The organism is Xanthomonas sp. WHRI 7065, from assembly GCF_040203115.2.
GTDB classification, from domain to species: Bacteria; Pseudomonadota; Gammaproteobacteria; order Xanthomonadales; family Xanthomonadaceae; genus Xanthomonas; species Xanthomonas arboricola.
Genome location: NZ_CP168194.1, coordinates 211,469 through 227,330 on the forward strand (window position 1 = coordinate 211,469; position 15,862 = coordinate 227,330).

Below are 15,862 nucleotides of genomic sequence, written 5' to 3' on the forward strand. Positions count from 1 at the left end.
GTCCTGCGCAGACATCCCGGTCTGCGGACGTTCGCACCCGTGCGTTGACCGCACACCACGTGCTGATCGCCCCGCCGGAACGAAAGCGCTCAGAACGTACCGCGCTGGATGAAGGGCGCCTGCTGGTAGAGCCGCCGTTCGCCACCGCGCGGGTCGTTGTCCATCCGGCTCGGCACATCGAACAGCAACGTGTCGCGGTGCTGCAACGAGTACTGACGCCAGCGTGGCAGGCCGCGATGATTCGGGTCGCCACTGCGCGCGAAGGCGAGCAGCGCCTCGCTCATCTGCTCGGCCATGCGCTGCGCAGCGGCGCCGTCGCCGGTGCGCGAGCCGGGCTGCGCAATGGTGTCGAAGACCAGCGGGATATCCAGCGTGTGGAAGGCGCCGAACTTGCCGCCATCCAGCGGCGAGCCCCAGTCAAGCTGGTACACCCAGGTCGGCGCGCCCTGGCGTGCACGCGCTTCGGCCTCCTCGACCGCGCCGCGCCACGAGCGGCCCGCCGTGGTCGCGGCAAAGAACACGTCCGAAGGCGAGTACTGCGGATACAGCCGGCGATATTCGGCAATCACCACCTGCGGCAGCAGGTCGACGTACTGCTGGCTTTCCAGCCTGGCCGGCAGCTCGTCCCAGCTCAACGCAAAGTTCTTCGCGTCGTTGCCGAGAAACGCGCGCGTCTCGTCGCGGGTATTGCCGATCACAAGCGGAATCCTGGCCGATTGCAGTGGCGCGGTCGGCCAGAACGGATGCACCGGCACATTGCGTGCATCCAGCACCGGGCCGAAGTACAGCGCGCTGTTTTCCACCCGCGAGGGATCGCGCAGCTGCGCGGCAGCCAGCAGTTGCGCAACCGGCAGCGTGCGGATGCGCGCAAGCTCGCCGGGCGCCAGTTTCAAGGCATCCAGCAGCAACTGCGCACGCTGCGTGGCTGCACGCGGGCCGGCCACGGTGACCTGCTGCCCGCTCATGGTCCAGGCACGGTGGAACAGGCCACGCGCGGCCGGCATCGCCATCAGGGTGGCGATCTTGGCGCCGCCGCCGGACTGGCCGAACACGGTGACATTGCCGGCATCGCCGCCGAATTCGACCGCGTGCTGGCGCACCCACTGCAGTGCCTGGATCAGGTCCAGCTGCCCGGCATTGCCGGAGTCGGCAAAGCCGGCATCGCCCAGCTGCGCCAGCGACAGGTAGCCGAACAGGTTGAGCCGGTGATTGACGGTGATCACCACCACGTCGCCGCGTTTGCACAGGCGCACGCCGTCGTACAACGGGTCGCTGCCGGAGCCGGTGGTGTAACCGCCGCCGTGGATATAGAACAGGATCGGGCGCTTGCCGCCATCGCGCAGGCCCGGCGTCCATACGTTGAGGAACAGGCAGTCCTCGCTGGTGGGTTCGCTGGCTTTGGGTTGCGGTGCGGCTGCACCGAAGGCGCTGGCATCACGCACGCCCTGCCAGGGCGTTTCCGGCACCGGCGCCTGAAAGCGCCGCGCTGCGGTGTCGCCGCCGTACGGAATGCCCTTGAACACGCAGATACCTTGATCGCGATAACCGCGCAGTGCGCCGCCACGCACGTGTGCCAGCGGCGTACTGTCGTCGCGCGCAGGCGCTGTTGCGGCTGGGCCTGCGAAACCCGGCAACGCGGCTGCAGCGGTGGCGAGCAAGCCGCCGCGCAGCAGCGTGCGTCGCCGCGCGTCTGGCGTGGATGGCGGCGTCATTGCGCGGCGTCCTGCACCGGTATAGAGGCAGGTGCAGCGACATATCCATTCCCAGTCGTCGCAGATGCAGTCGCGGGCGTTTGCACCTTGCTGACATGCGCGATCCAGGCCTGTGCCAGCTGCGGCCAGGCGGCCACGGTCAGGCCGCTGTCGCTGGCGGTGCCGAAGCCATGGCCGCCCTGCGGGAAGACGTGCAGCTCGCTCGGCACGCCGGCGCGCAGCAGCGCGTCGTGCATCAGCAGGCTGTTGCGCACCGACACCACGGTGTCGTCCTGCGCATGCAGCAGAAAGCTGGGCGGGGTCCGCGCATCCACATGCAGTTGCGGCGAATACGCACGCACCTGCGCATCGGCTGGACTGCTGCCGAGCAGGCGCTCGCGCGAGCCGGGGTGCGCGTTGGCGCTGTCCATGTCGATGACCGGGTAGACCAGCAGCGCAAAATCCGGCCGCGCGCTCAGTGCATCGGCCGCATCCACCTTGGGGTAGACCTGCGCGGCGTAGCGGGTGGCCAGGCTGGCGGCGACATGGCCGCCGGCCGAGAACCCCATCACCCCGACCCGCTGGGGGTCGATGCCGTAGTGGGCGGCGTTGGCGCGGATCAGCCGCAGCGCGCGCTGTGCATCGGCCAGCGGCACGTCGGCGCCGCTCGGGTGGCCTTCGCCGGGCAAGCGGTAACGCAGCACGAACAGGGTGATGCCGGCCTGGTCGACGAAGCTGGGCACCAGTGCGCTGCCCTCGTTGTCGAGCACGATGCGCTGGTAGCCGCCGCCGGGGGTGACCAGCAGGGCGGTGCCGTTCGGCCGCTTGGGCCGGTAGACCACCAGGTAAGGCGTGCTGATCTGCTGGATGTAGCGATCGGGCAGGGCCGAGTCGCTGCTGCGTTGGACGATGCGCTGTGGCTGCGGCAGCGGCTTGTCCCCCGGTGCCATCCCCTTGGGCCATAGCAGGATCCGGCTGGCCTGCTCGGCTGCGGTATCGGCGCCGGGCACCTCGGCCGCCAGCAGTGGCCCGGTCAGCAGCGCTCCCGCCATCACCACCACCGTCATGCACCGGCGCATGACGCTCGAAAACGCGGCAAACACGCGCGTCGGGCTTGTCTGTTTCATCCACCCCTCCCAGGGTTGCTTCGTTGCTGCGGCCAGTTTTGCCGCACTGCACATTGCCAATGACACCGGTTTACCATATACAGCACACCGTGCCACTGTCGATTGGCAGTGCAACAAAAACACCTATCAGGGAGACACCCTTGAGCAACGACGCCGCCACCCCACCATCCTCCACATCCTCGCTGTCGCAGATCGCCCAGCGCTTTGTGGAGGCACGCCGTGCAGGGGCATCGCTGCCGGACTTTCCAGGGCAGATCCCCGACGATCTGCTCACCGCCTACCAGGTGCAGGATATCGCCATCAGCCAGTGGGACGACCAGGTGGTCGGCTGGAAGGTGGGCTACATCGCCGCCGAGCGCCGCGATGCATCGGGCGACGAACGCCTGCTGGGCCCGATCTTCTCGCACAAGCTCTGGAATGCTACCGGTGGAACAACCGAATTCCCGATCTACGAAGGCGGCTTCGGTGCGGTGGAGGCCGAGTACGTGCTGCGCCTGGACGCAGACGCGCCGGCCGAGCAGACCCACTTCACTCCTGATCAGGCGGCGCAGCTGCCGGCCACGCTGTTCATCGGCGTGGAAATCGCCAGCAGCCCGCTGGCGACCATCAACAAGCTGGGCCCGCGCGTGGTGATCTCCGACTTCGGCAACAACAACGGCCTGATCCTGGGGCCGGAAGTGACCGATTGGCTGGCGCGCGACGAATCCGCGCTGACCGCCGAAACCCTGATCGACGACCAGCTGGTCGGCACCGGCGGGGCCACCACGCTGCCGGGCGGCTTGCGCGCGGCCTACGCATTTGCGCTCAGTCGTTCGGCCCGGCGCGGGCGTCCGCTCAAGCGTGGTGATCTCATCGCCACGGGCAATGCCACCGGTATCCATGACATCGAAGTGGGACAGCATGCCCTGATTCGCTTCGCCGGCATCGGCGACATTTCCTGTACGGCTGTGTCCGCCAAGTAACGCCGGACCCAGTGACCAGACGCTTGGGAGGGCGCCAATGATCACACGCAGACATTTCCTCGGTGCCGGGCTCGGTGCCGCCGCGGCCGGCCCCTGGCTGGGCGCGGGTGCCACCACGCCGATCCCCGGCGGGCAGCTGCTGACCGCCACCGACGTGCATGTCGGCGACTACCCCACCGTGGAGGCGGTGCGGTGGTTCGGCAAGCAGCTGGAGCAACGCAGCAACGGCCGGCTCAAGCTGCGCCAGTACCACTCCGGCCAGCTGGGCCGCGAGTCGGAGGCGATCGACATGGCGCGCTTTGGCGCCATCGACATCACCCGGGTGTATTCGGGCGCGTTGAACAACACCTTTCCGCTGACCCAGGCGCTGTGCCTGCCGTACGTGTTCGACTCGGTGCCGCATCTGCGCCGCGCCATCGATGGCCATGTCGGCGACAGCGTGCTGCGCAGCTTCGAGCAGCGCGACCTGGTGGGCCTGGCGATCTACGATTCCGGTGCGCGTTGCTTCTACAACACCAAGCACCCGCTGCACCGCCCGGAAGATCTCAAGGGCCTGAAACTGCGCGTGGCCTCGTCGGACATCTTCCTCAAGCTGATGCGCATGCTGGGTGCCAATCCCACCCCGATGTCGCTGGGCGAGACGTTCTCGGCGATGGAAACGCACATGATCGACGGTGCCGAAAACAACATGCGTAGCTTCCAGTCCAGCCGGCATTTCGAAGCCGCGCATTACTGGTCGCAGAGCGAGCATTCCTATGCGCCAGACATCCTGGTGATGTCGCGGCAGAGTTTCGAATCGCTGCGCCCGGACGATCGCGCCCTGGTGGTGGAACTGGCACGCGCCTCGGTACCGGTGATGCGCAATCTGTGGGATGCCTCGGAGACCGTCGCGCGCAAACAGGTGATCGATTACGGCGTCAAGCTCAATCAGGTCGACATGCCGGCGTTCCGCGCCGCCGCCGCGCCGCTGCTGGCCGAATACCGCAAGCAGCCGGAGATCGAAGCGCTGTACCGCCGCATCCGCGATTTTGCATAGAGGTGACCCGATGACCGAACCCGAGACCGTCGCCGTCCCGGTCGCGCCGTTGCAGCGCGCGCTGGACCGCGTTTCCGATACCGCCGTTGGCGTGGCATCCATCGCGCTGCTGGGCCTGGTGGTCGTGCAGGGCTGGCAGGTGTTCACCCGCTACGTGCTCAACGACTCGCCCAGCTGGACCGAGCCGGTAACGCTGCTGTTGCTCAGCACCGCGCTGAGCCTGGGCGCGGCCGCCGGCGTGCATACCAACCGCCACTTCGGCTTCTACCTGCTGGGCGAACACGTGCCGCCGCTGGTGCGCAGGGTGTTCGACCTGATCCGCCCGTTGATGATCATGTCCATCGGTGCGGTGCTGGCGTGGTGGAGCGCGGCGCTGCTGCTCGATGGCCTGGATATCAAGATGGCCGGCGCGCAGATGCCGCAGAGCATCAACTACCTGCCGCTGTCGATCGGCGGTGCGCTGATGGTGATCTTTGCCTTGTACAAGCTGTGGCGTGTGCTGCGCCCGATCCAGGCCGGAGGAGTGCGCTGATGGGCATTGCGATGTTGTTGGGGACCTTCGTGGTGCTGCTGCTGATCGGCGTGCCGGTGGCGTATGCGCTGGGCGCGGCCGCACTGGCCACGCTGCTGTATCTGGACCTGCCCACGGTGGTGCTGGTGCAGCAGATTTCCGCCGGCAGCGGCTCGGCCTCGTTGATCGCCATCCCGTTGTTTATCTTCGCCGGCGAGCTGATGCTGCGCGGCGGTATCTCCGAACGCCTGATCGCACTGGCGTCCTCGCTGGTGGGGCGGGTGCGTGGTGGCCTGGGCCAGGTCAGCGTGCTGTCGTCGCTGTTCTTCGGCGGCGTGTCCGGCTCGGCGATCGCCGACGTCTCGGCGGTCGGCGGCACCATGATCCCGCAGATGATCAAGCGTGGTTACGACCGCGACTACGCGGTCAACGTGAGCATGACCGCCGCGCTGGTGGCGTTGCTGGTGCCGCCTTCGCACAACCTGATCCTGTTCTCGGCCGCGGCCGGTGGCGGGCTGTCGATCGCCGACCTGTTCGCGGCCGGCATCTTCCCGGCGCTGCTGATGACCGCGGCGATGATGGTCACCGGTTATGCGGTGGCCCGCCATCGCGGCTACGGCACCGAGCCGTTCCCCGGCTGGCGCGCAGTGGCGCTGCGCCTGATCGGCGCGTTGCCGGGCCTGGGGCTGGTGGCGTTGATCTTCATCGGTATCCGTGCCGGCATCTTCACCGCGGTGGAGAGCGCGGCGATCGCGGTGGTATACGCCTTGATCGTCACCGCGCTGCTGTATCGGCAGCTGCGGTGGGCCGAGTTCTTCGCCGCGGTGACGCATGCGGCGCGCACCACCGGCGTGATCCTGTTCGTGATCGCCACCGCGGCAGTGTTCGGCTGGCTGCTGGCCTACCTGCAGGTGCCGGCGGCGGCGGTGAAGTTCCTGCAGGCCATCGCCGACAGCAAGAACACCGTGCTGTTGATGATCGTGGTGATGCTGTTGCTGCTGGGCATGTTCATGGACCTGGCGCCGAAGATCCTGATCTGCACGCCGATCTTCCTGCCGGTGGTCAAGGCCTACGGCATCGACCCGATCCATTTCGGTCTGGTGATGGTGCTGGCCGGCGGCATCGGCCTGATCACCCCGCCGATCGGCTCGGTGCTGTTCATCGGCACCTCGATCGGGCAGATCACCATCGCCCAGAGCATGCGCACCATCTGGCCGTTCTGGCTGGCGGCCCTGGGTGTGCTGCTGATCGTGGCGTTCTTCCCCGAACTGTCGCTGTGGTTGCCACGCGCGCTGCGCGCGTAAGTGCCCGCGATCCCGACTGCGTCCGTCAGGTGGGCGTCGTCGGTGCGTGGCAGCGGCCTGCACGGCGCGTGCGATGCGATGTCCGCACGCCGCGCCTCGCTCGACAAACGCCTGGCGACGTTACCGGCGCGCTGCCCGGCGTCGCTGCTGGCAAGTAGTTCCGCCTTCATCCAGGCGGCCGACGCTCCAGGCGCTGGCCGCCGCATCGCCCCGCCGTGCGGGGACCAGGAGCAAGCATGCGTGTGCGTATCGCTTCAAACCGTTTGCGTTGGCTGCTGGCCGGCGGCCTGCTGCTGTGTGCCGGGCTCGCTGCCGCGGCCGACTGGAAGCGCGGCATCGAACACCAGCGCATCGCCGACCAGGGCGACGGCACCTTCCTCAACCCGGTACTGGCTGGCGATCACCCCGACCCGTCGGTGCTCAAGGACGGGCAGGACTACTACCTCACGCTGTCCTCGTTCGATGCCTACCCGGGCCTGCCGATCTGGCATTCGCGCGATCTGGTCAACTGGCAGCCGCTGGGCCATGCCATCACCCAGAACGTCGGCGCGATCTGGGCGCCGGATCTGATCAAGCACGGCAAGCGCTACTACATCTACTTCCCGGCGCGCCGTGGCGACCAGGGCGAGCGCAGCAACTTCGTGGTCTGGGCCGACAACATCAAGGGCCCGTGGAGCGCGCCGATCGACATCGGCCTGGGCAAGTACATCGACCCCGGCCATGCGGTGGGCGAGGACGGCAAGCGCTATCTGTTCCTGAGCGGTGGCGATTACGTGCAGCTCTCCGACGACGGGCTCAAGGTGGTCGGCACGCCCAAGCATGTCTACGACGGCTGGAAATACCCGGAAAGCTGGGACGTGGAAGGCTACGCCCAGGAAGGCCCCAAGATCACCCGCCACAACGGCTGGTACTACATGACCACCGCCGTCGGCGGCACCGCCGGCCCGCCGACCGGGCACATGGTGATCACCGCGCGTTCGCGCTCGATCCACGGCCCCTGGCAGAACGCGCCCAACAACCCGATCACCCGTACCAGGAGCGCCGACGAGCCGTGGTGGTCGCGTGGCCACGCCACCCTGGTGGAAGGCACCGACCAGCGCTGGTGGATGCTCTACCACGGCTACGAACACGGCTACTGGACCCTGGGCCGGCAGGCCTTGCTGGACCCGATCGAGTGGACCCCGGACGGCTGGTTCGTCGCCAAGGGCGGCGACCTGGGCACGCCGCTGAAAAAGCCCAGCGGGCAGGCCTTGCCGCATGGGCTGGCGCTGTCGGACGACTTCCGCGCCAGCACGCTGGGCCCGCAGTGGGCGTTCTTCAACCCGGCCGCCGACGAGGCCAAGCGGCTGCAGGTCGGCGATGGCGTGTTGCGCCTGCAGGGCAAGGGCAGCGCCCCGCGCAACGCCTCGCCGCTGACGGTGATCGCCACCGACCAGGCCTACCAGTTCGAGGTGCAGATGACCGTGGCGCCGGGCGGTCAGGGCGGGGCGCTGCTGTTCTACAGCGACAAGCTCTATGCCGGCGTGGGCAGCAATGGCGAGAACTTCGTCATGCACCGCTACGGCGAGGAACGCCCCGGCACGCTGGCCCCCAGTGCGACCGGTGGCACCTTGTGGCTGCGCGTCACCAACAACCGCCACATCGTCACCATCCACAGCAGCACCGACGGCACCACCTGGACCAAGTACCCGGTGCAGATGGAAGTGTCCGGCTACCACCACAACGTGGCCGGCAAGTTCCTGGCCTTGAAGCCGGCGCTGTATGCCGCCGGGCAGGGCCAGGTGGAGTTCCGCAACTTCCGCTACCGCGCCCTGGACTGACCGTTCTGCATCGCCGGGCATGCCGCCGCGCTGCCGGCTGCGGCGTGTCCTGCACGGCGGGTCCGGGGTGGCGGCAGGCTTCGCTCAGGTCTGCCGGCCGTCTGGCCGGTAGAATCCAATCAACTTCACTGGTTGACCGCTATGCCCGCCCGCAAGATGCCTGAAGAGGGAATGCCCGGCCTGCCGAAGGGCAAGGTAGCCACGATCAACGACATCGCGCGGATGTCGGGCGTGTCCAAGAAGACCGTGTCGCGGATCATCAACAACTCGCCGCTGGTGCGGCAGGACACCCGCGAAAAGGTCGAGGCGCTGATGCGCGAGGTCGGCTACGCGCCCGACCCGCTCGCACGGGGGCTGGCGTTCCGGCGCTCGTTCCTGATCGGCATGGTCTACGACAACCCCACCGCGCAGTACATCGTGGACATGCAGTACGGCGCGCTGGACGCGCTGCGCGGCTCCAGCTTCGAGCTGGTGGTGCACCCCTGCGACAGCCGCAGCCCCGGCTACATCGAAGGCGTGCGCCGCTTCGCCCAGGCGCAGAAGCTGCACGGCGTGATCCTGGTGCCGCGCGCCTCCGAGGACCAGGCGCTGGCCGACATGCTGGCCGAGATCGGCTGCCGCTACACCCGCATCGCCTCGGTGGCGCTGGACACCACCTCGCAGACGGTGATCACCCACGACCGCGACGGCGCCGCCGAGGCTGCCGACTACCTGCTCTCGCTCGGCCACCGCGACATCGCCCTGGTCACCGGCCCCAGTGCCTACCGTTCCTCGATCGAGCGCACCTCCGGCTTTGCCGACGCGCTGACCCGGCGCGGCATCGAACTGCCGCCCGAGCGCATCGTCGAAGCCGGCTACACCTTCGAATCGGGCGTGGCCGCGGCCGAAAAGCTGCTGCTGGGCAAGAAGCGCCCCACCGCCATCTTCACCGGTAACGACGAAATGGCCGCCGGTATCTACAAGGTCGCGCTGCGCGCCGGCATCAGCATCCCGCGCCAGCTGTCGGTGATCGGCTACGACGACAGCTCGCTGGCCTCGCGCCTGTGGCCGCCGCTGACCTCGGTGCGCCGCCACACCCGCGACACCGGCCGCACCGCCGCGGCGATGCTGATCCAGCCCGACAACGCCCCGCAACTGCCCACCGCCAGCGTGCGCCCGCACCTGATCGTGCGCGACTCCTGCCAACCGCCGGAAGATTGAGCGCGTCAAGCCCCTCCCACTAGGGAGCGCGCGCAGCCTCGTACCCCCATCCGGCGCTACGCGCCCCTTCTCCCGACGGGAGAAGGGCGAGGCCGGCGCACCGCCATGCGGCTATCGTGCACTGCGCAATGACACCGGTTAACCAGAGCCGGTAGAATGGCCTGGTGCAAGCCAATCCCCCCGCGCTTGGCACCGGAGATCGCGCATGTCCCTGTACTGCAAGACCCACTACGCCACCCATCCCGACGCCATCAAGGGCGCCAGCAACGACGACCTGCGCGAGCTCTATCTGCTCGATGGCCTGTTCGTCGACGATGCGGTCACGCTCAAATACACCCACTACGAGCGCTTCGTGCTCGGTGGCGCAGCACCGCTCGGCACCACGCTGGAACTGCCCAGGCAGACCGAACCGGCGTCTGCCGCCGGCCATCCGTTCCTGGAGCGCCGCGAGCTGGGCATCCTCAATGTCGGCGCCGGCACCGGCAGCGTGACCGTGGACGGCACCGTCTACACGCTCGGGCCGAAGGACGGCCTGTACGTGGCGATGGGCAGCACCGATGTCAGCTTCGCCTCGGACGATGCCGCCAACCCGGCCAGGTTCTATCTGGCCTCGACACCGGCGCATGCGCGTTTCGAGACCAAGCAACTGTCGATCAAGGATGCCGTGGCGCTGGAGCGCGGCGCGCTGGAAACCAGCAACGAGCGCACCATCTACCAGTACATCGTGCCGACCACCTGCCAGTCCTCGCAGCTGTTGCTGGGCCTGACCGTGCTCAAGCCGGGCAGCGTCTGGAACACCATGCCGCCGCATCTGCACGACCGCCGCAGCGAGGTGTATTTCTACTTCGATCTCGGCGCCAACGACCGCGTCTATCACTTCATGGGCGAGCCGGACGCGCAGCGCCACATCGTGATCCAGAACAACGAAGCGGTGGTGTCGCCGCCGTGGTCCATCCACATGGGCGCCGGCACCAGCAATTACGCCTTCATCTGGGCGATGGGCGGCGAAAACCTGGATTACACCGACATGCACGTGCTGGACATCTGCCAGCTCAAGTAAGGCCAAGCGTGCCGGGCAGCACCGCACTCACCGCGTCGATGCGCTAGCGCCATCGACGCGCCAGTTCCACCCCATGCCAGCGGCCGCGCATCGCGCGGACGCACGCACTCATCCAACGTGGCACACCCAGCAGGAGCGATAAGGTAATGAGCAATCCGTTCAGTCTCGAAGGCAAGGTCGCACTGGTCACCGGTGCCAACACGGGCTTGGGCCAGGGCATCGCGCTGGCACTGGCGCAGGCCGGCGCCGACATCGCCGCCGCCGGCATCCAGGCGCCGACCGAGACCGAGGAACTGGTCAAGGGCCTGGGCCGCCGCTTCATCGCCATCCAGGCCAACCTGATCAGCGTCGAACCGGTCGAGCGCATCCTCAAGGAAACGCTGGACGGCCTGGGTCGCCTGGACATCCTGGTCAACAACGCCGGCCTGATCCGCCGCACCGACGCGGTGGATTTCAGCGAGCAGGATTGGGACGACGTGATGAACGTCAATCTGAAATCGGCCTTCTTCATGGCGCAGGCCGCCGGCCGCCATTTCATCGCCCAGGGCAGCGGCAAGATCATCAACATCGCCTCGATGCTGTCGTTCCAGGGCGGCATCCGCGTGCCGTCCTACACCGCCAGCAAGTCCGGCATCGCCGGCATCACCCGCCTGCTGGCCAACGAATGGGCCAGCAAGGGCGTGACCACCAATGCCATCGCGCCCGGCTACATGGCCACCGACAACACCGCCCAGCTGCGTGCCGACCAGGACCGCAACAAGGCCATCCTGGACCGCATCCCGGCCGCGCGCTGGGGCGTGCCGGCCGACCTCGGCGGCACCGCGGTGTTCCTGGCCAGCAGCGCCTCGGACTACGTCAACGGCGCCATCATCCCGGTCGACGGCGGCTGGCTGGCACGCTGAGTCAAACCCACGCGGTGCCTTCTTCCTCCGGGAGAAGGTGCCCGAAGGGCGGATGAGGGGCGGGGTGCACGCACATGACCAGACGCGTGCCGCAGCTCCGACAAGTTCTTCAGCACCTGATCGCTCACCGACAAGCACCTGAAAAGCGAAGCAAGACCGCATCCAGGCGCGCACACCTAATCCAATCGCACAGTCGACACAACTTCCCCAACCAATCGGAGCATCCCCATGAAAATTGCACTCATGAATGAGTTCAGTCAGGCCGGCAAGAACCCGGTGATCCTGCAGCAGCTCAACGACGTCGCCGGCGAGCAGGGCCACAGCGTCTTCAACGTCGGCATGGACGGCGACAACGACCACCGCCTGACCTACATCCACCTGGGCATCGTCGCCAGCCTGCTGCTGAACTCCAAGGCCGTGGACTTCGTCGTCGCCGGCTGCGGCACCGGCCAGGGCGCGATGATGTCGCTCAATGCGCATCCGGGCGTGTTCTGCGGCTATTGCATCGAGCCGACCGACGCCTACCTGTTCGCCCAGGTCAACAACGGCAACGCGCTGTCGCTGGCGTTCGCCAAGGGCTACGGCTGGGGCGCGGAAATCAACGTGCGCTACATCTTCGAAAAGGCCTTCAGCGGCGAGCGCGGCATGGGCTACCCGGCCGAGCGTCGAGAATCGCAAGCCGCCAATGCCGGCATCCTGACCCAGGTCAAGCAGGCCACCGCCAAGTCCTACCTTGACGGCCTGCGCGCCATCGACCCGGAGCTGATCAAGCAGGCCGTGGGCGGCGAGCGTTTCCAGCAGTGCTTCTTCGACAATGCGCAGGACGCGGAGATCCGCAACTTCGTCGCCGGCGTGCTGGGCAAGCCCGAAGCCACTGCAGCAGCTGCGTAATTAGTCAGTGCGTTTTAGCCCCTCTCCCGCCGGGAGAGGGGTTGGGGTGAGGGTAAGGCGGAAGACAGCTGCCCTAAACGGCAAAGGCTTGGAAGGCTTGAGACGACAGTACGGCCGTCCAACATTTCCTGTGCCGCCGCACCCTCATCCGCCCTTCGGGCACCTTCTTCCGATGGGAGAAGGAACAGCGTCGCGTCCTAAGCATTTTTCCCGGAGCCCACCATGCGTCTGCTGCTGTTCGCATTGCTGCTGCTCTGCGCAGATAGCGCCCGCGCCGATCCACACCGCATCTTCATCGCCGGCGATTCCACCGCCGCCGAATACGGTGCCGAGCGTGCGCCGCAGGCCGGCTGGGGCCAGATGCTGCAGGAGTGGTTCGACCCGGCGCAATGGCAGGTGCGCAATCACGCCAAGGGCGGCCGCAGCACCCGCAGTTTCATCGCCGAAGGGCGCCTGGATGCCATCGCCAAGGACATCCAGGCCGGCGACGTGCTGCTGATCCAGTTCGGCCACAACGACGCCAAACACGAAGATCCAACCCGCTACACCGACCCGCAGGGCGACTATCAGCAGTTCCTGCGCCGCTATATCGCCACCGCGCGCGACAAGGGCGCCACGCCGATCCTGATCACGCCCGCCGCCCGTCTGCTCTACGACTTCGGCGCGCTGCTCGACACCCACGGCCGCTACACCCTGGCCATGCAGCAACTCGCCGCGCAGGAGCGCGTGGGCCTCATCGATCTCAATGCCAGCTCCAGCGACTGGATCCGTGCCCTCGGCGAACAGGCGGCCAGGCCGTACTTCCTGTTCGTTCCCGAACAAGGCAAAGCCGACGGCACCCACTTCAGCCGCGCCGGCGCCACCGCCGTGGCATGCCTGGTCGTGCATGGCTGGGTGCAGTTGCAACCCGCTCTCAAGCCACAGCTTCTCCGCGATGCCGATTGCGGCGCCGCCGCCGACACCGCCGCCCCAAACGCGGCGCAGGCGCATCCCTCGCTGGTGGTGCACGAACGCGATCTCGCACGCGCGCAACCCGGCCCGCATGGCGGCGCCGGGCCGACCACGGCGTATCCGTTCTTCGCCGACGCACCGCAGCTGCCGCTCGTGCTGCGCAAGCGCGTGCTGCACAAGGGCGCCGGCATCGGCCTGCATCTGCATGACAAGGACGAGATCTATTACATCGTCAGCGGGCGCGGGCTGTACGCGCTGGACGGCAAGCAGTACCAGGTCACTGCCGGCGATGCGCTACTGACGCGCCCGGGCAGCACCCATGCCTTGCAGCAGACCGGCGATGAGCCACTGGTGCTGCTATTGGCCTATCTCGCCAAGCCGGCAGGCTGAGCCGTCGCCCCGGTGCACCGCACCTGCCGGCACCGCAACTGCGCCGCCCCACCGCTGTACTGCGGTGTCATTCGGTCCAGGCCGGCAGCCATCGCTGCGTATTGCGCAGCATGACCTTCGGCATGCTGGCAGGCGGCCTCGACCGGCGGCATGATCGGCCATCCCCAACCGCCCGACGCGCATGAAAACTCCCTGGTCGCTGCTGTGTGTACTCCTCACGCTGGCCGCTGGCGCAGTGGCCAGCCCGGCGCCGGCAGAGCCTGCTCCGGTTGCGCTGGACCTAGAGCTGGCACCGCACGCAGTCGAGGGCGAAGTGAGCACGGTGGAGGTGCGTCTGCGCCTGGCGACGCTTCGCGTTGCGCGCGGCGGCATCGTGGCGCAGCTGCCGATGCAGGTGGAAAACGTGGATACCGCTGCCGAGCACATCGCCGCGATCGAAGCCACCGATACGCAGGGGACGGTGCAGCTTGCCGGGCGTGCGGCCACGGCGCAGGAAAGCGGTGACCAGGGCCCGCTGCGCGTCTGGATTGCGCCACGTGCGCTCAGCGGCCCGCTCAGCCTGCACTACCGTGTCCCGGCCAATGCGACTCGGCCGCCGCGCGGCCCGGCACCGCCAATTTCGTTCCGCAACGATGACCATGCCTTTTCTGCGCTGTCGAGCATGTTTCTGGCGCTGCCGCCGGAAGAACAAAGCTACGCGCTGACCATTCGCTGGGATCTGTCGCAGCTGCCCGACGGCGCCAAGGGAGTGAGCTCGTTCGGCCAGGGCACGGTGCAGGTCGCGCAGATCGACAACAACAGCTTGTCCGGCGTGTTCTTCATGGCCGGGGAGGTTGGGCGCTGGCCGGCCGTGCCGCGTGCGGACGGGTTCTCGGTCGCCTGGCAGGGGCAACCGCCCTTCGATGCGGCCGCGTTGTCCGCGTGGGTGGGCAAGCTGCACGACCAGTTCGAGCTGCTGTTTCCGCAGCCCGCGCCCGCGCCCTACACCATCTTCCTGCGCTACAACCCGGTCAACGCCGGCGGCGGGACCGCATTGAACCAGTCCTTCGTCACCACCTATGGCGAAGGGGACGGGGCCGATCTGGACCTGATCAAGATCACCTTGTCGCATGAGATGTTCCATACCTACCAGCCGCACCTGTCCCGGCACGGGCCCGAGTCCACGACCTGGTTCAGCGAAGGCTCGGCGGTGTTTTACGAGGCGCTTCTGCCGCTGCGATTCGGCTTGCTCACTCCGCAGCAATTCCTGGATACGCTCAACATGACCGCGGCGCGTTACTACACCAATGCGCTGGGAAATCTGCCGAACGCACGCATCGATGAGGGATTCTGGAAGGACACCCGCATCCGCACGCTCGCCTACGACCGCGGCATGTTGTATCTGGCCACGGTCAACGATGCGCTGCGCAAGCGATCGCAGGGCAGACGTTCGCTGGATGACCTGTTGCGTGCGCTGCTGGAGATCGGGCAGCAGCGCGAGGCAACCCAGGCCGATTGGGAGGCCTTGTTGAGAGCAGAGCTGGGTGACACGGCGGTGCAGGACTTCCACGCCTTCCTGGCCGGAACTGCGCCGCTGCCGGCATCGGATGCGTTCGGGCCGTGCTTCCGCAGGACCAGCAAGCCATTGCGGCGCTACGTGCTGGGATTCGAGCCGGCGGTGCTGGCCGAACCCAGGCGCATCGTGCGCGGCCTGATGGCGGAGTCTGCGGCTGCGCAGGCGGGAGTACGCAATGGCGACGAGATCGTGCGGCCGGTGCCGCAGGACGGCATCCAGGGCAATCAGACCCAGCACCTGAAGCTGCGCCTGCGCCGCGACGGCAAGGAATTCGACGTGGACTATCTGCCACGCGGCGAGCAGGTGGACACCTGGCAATGGGAGCGCGTGGCGGGTGTGGACGATGCGCAATGCCGGCTGTGAGTCATGCGCGGCATCGCTTGCCGGCACCTGACCAACGCTGCGCAACGCACGCGTTGCAGCGTCGGCATCGACGCACTGCGGTGACAGTGCGTCAGAGAT

At 67.5% G+C, this 15,862-nt stretch carries 13 protein-coding genes; 11 read left to right on the top strand and 2 right to left on the bottom strand.

Annotated elements, in window-relative coordinates; translation table 11 throughout:
* Positions 1-89 precede the first annotated feature (89 nt).
* Both ABQY64_RS00855 and ABQY64_RS00860 read right to left on the bottom strand, forming a co-directional pair.
* Positions 90-1,712: a carboxylesterase/lipase family protein gene (locus tag ABQY64_RS00855; RefSeq protein ID WP_349779654.1), complete on the bottom strand. Its 1,623-nt coding sequence runs from the start codon at positions 1,710-1,712 to the stop codon at positions 90-92.
* Positions 1,709-2,818, bottom strand: coding sequence for an alpha/beta hydrolase (locus ABQY64_RS00860; protein WP_349779655.1), 1,110 nt, complete (start codon positions 2,816-2,818; stop codon positions 1,709-1,711). The genes ABQY64_RS00855 and ABQY64_RS00860 overlap by 4 nt, the downstream gene beginning before the upstream one ends.
* Positions 2,819-2,958: 140 nt before the next feature.
* Here ABQY64_RS00860 and ABQY64_RS00865 point away from each other — a divergent pair, with 140 nt between their 5' ends.
* The 11 genes from ABQY64_RS00865 (at position 2,959) to ABQY64_RS00915 (ending at position 15,763) form a co-directional block, all read left to right on the top strand.
* Positions 2,959-3,780, top strand: coding sequence for a 2-keto-4-pentenoate hydratase (locus ABQY64_RS00865; RefSeq protein ID WP_039514172.1), 822 nt, complete (start codon positions 2,959-2,961; stop codon positions 3,778-3,780).
* Positions 3,781-3,817: 37 nt separating this feature from the next.
* Positions 3,818-4,816, top strand: a complete 999-nt coding sequence (locus ABQY64_RS00870; RefSeq protein ID WP_024939517.1) for a TRAP transporter substrate-binding protein — start codon at positions 3,818-3,820, stop codon at positions 4,814-4,816.
* 10 nt (positions 4,817-4,826) lie between these two features.
* Complete coding sequence (locus tag ABQY64_RS00875) at positions 4,827-5,348, top strand: TRAP transporter small permease (RefSeq protein ID WP_016901233.1); 522 nt, start codon at positions 4,827-4,829, stop codon at positions 5,346-5,348.
* Positions 5,348-6,631: a TRAP transporter large permease gene (locus tag ABQY64_RS00880; RefSeq protein ID WP_016901232.1), complete on the top strand. Its 1,284-nt coding sequence runs from the start codon at positions 5,348-5,350 to the stop codon at positions 6,629-6,631. The genes ABQY64_RS00875 and ABQY64_RS00880 overlap by 1 nt, the downstream gene beginning before the upstream one ends.
* Before the next feature lie 236 nt (positions 6,632-6,867).
* Complete coding sequence (locus ABQY64_RS00885; RefSeq protein ID WP_349779656.1) at positions 6,868-8,451, top strand: family 43 glycosylhydrolase; 1,584 nt, start codon at positions 6,868-6,870, stop codon at positions 8,449-8,451.
* Between the two features lie 141 nt (positions 8,452-8,592).
* The gene (locus ABQY64_RS00890; RefSeq protein ID WP_024939515.1) at positions 8,593-9,651 is read left to right on the top strand and encodes a LacI family DNA-binding transcriptional regulator; all 1,059 of its coding nucleotides are present in this window, start codon (positions 8,593-8,595) and stop codon (positions 9,649-9,651) included.
* A 205-nt stretch (positions 9,652-9,856) separates the two neighbouring features.
* Positions 9,857-10,711 (top strand): 5-dehydro-4-deoxy-D-glucuronate isomerase, encoded by an 855-nt coding sequence (gene kduI / locus ABQY64_RS00895; protein ID WP_016901229.1) that lies wholly within the window; start codon positions 9,857-9,859, stop codon positions 10,709-10,711.
* A 146-nt stretch (positions 10,712-10,857) separates the two neighbouring features.
* The gene (gene kduD / locus ABQY64_RS00900) at positions 10,858-11,613 is read left to right on the top strand and encodes a 2-dehydro-3-deoxy-D-gluconate 5-dehydrogenase KduD (RefSeq protein WP_054592011.1); all 756 of its coding nucleotides are present in this window, start codon (positions 10,858-10,860) and stop codon (positions 11,611-11,613) included.
* 228 nt (positions 11,614-11,841) lie between these two features.
* Positions 11,842-12,504, top strand: a complete 663-nt coding sequence (locus ABQY64_RS00905; protein ID WP_039517782.1) for an RpiB/LacA/LacB family sugar-phosphate isomerase — start codon at positions 11,842-11,844, stop codon at positions 12,502-12,504.
* A 222-nt stretch (positions 12,505-12,726) separates the two neighbouring features.
* Positions 12,727-13,845, top strand: coding sequence for a GDSL-type esterase/lipase family protein (locus tag ABQY64_RS00910; RefSeq protein WP_184353016.1), 1,119 nt, complete (start codon positions 12,727-12,729; stop codon positions 13,843-13,845).
* A 181-nt stretch (positions 13,846-14,026) separates the two neighbouring features.
* A complete protein-coding gene (locus ABQY64_RS00915) occupies positions 14,027-15,763 on the top strand; it encodes a peptidase M61 (protein ID WP_184353015.1) in 1,737 nt (578 codons plus the stop codon).
* Positions 15,764-15,862 lie beyond the last annotated feature (99 nt).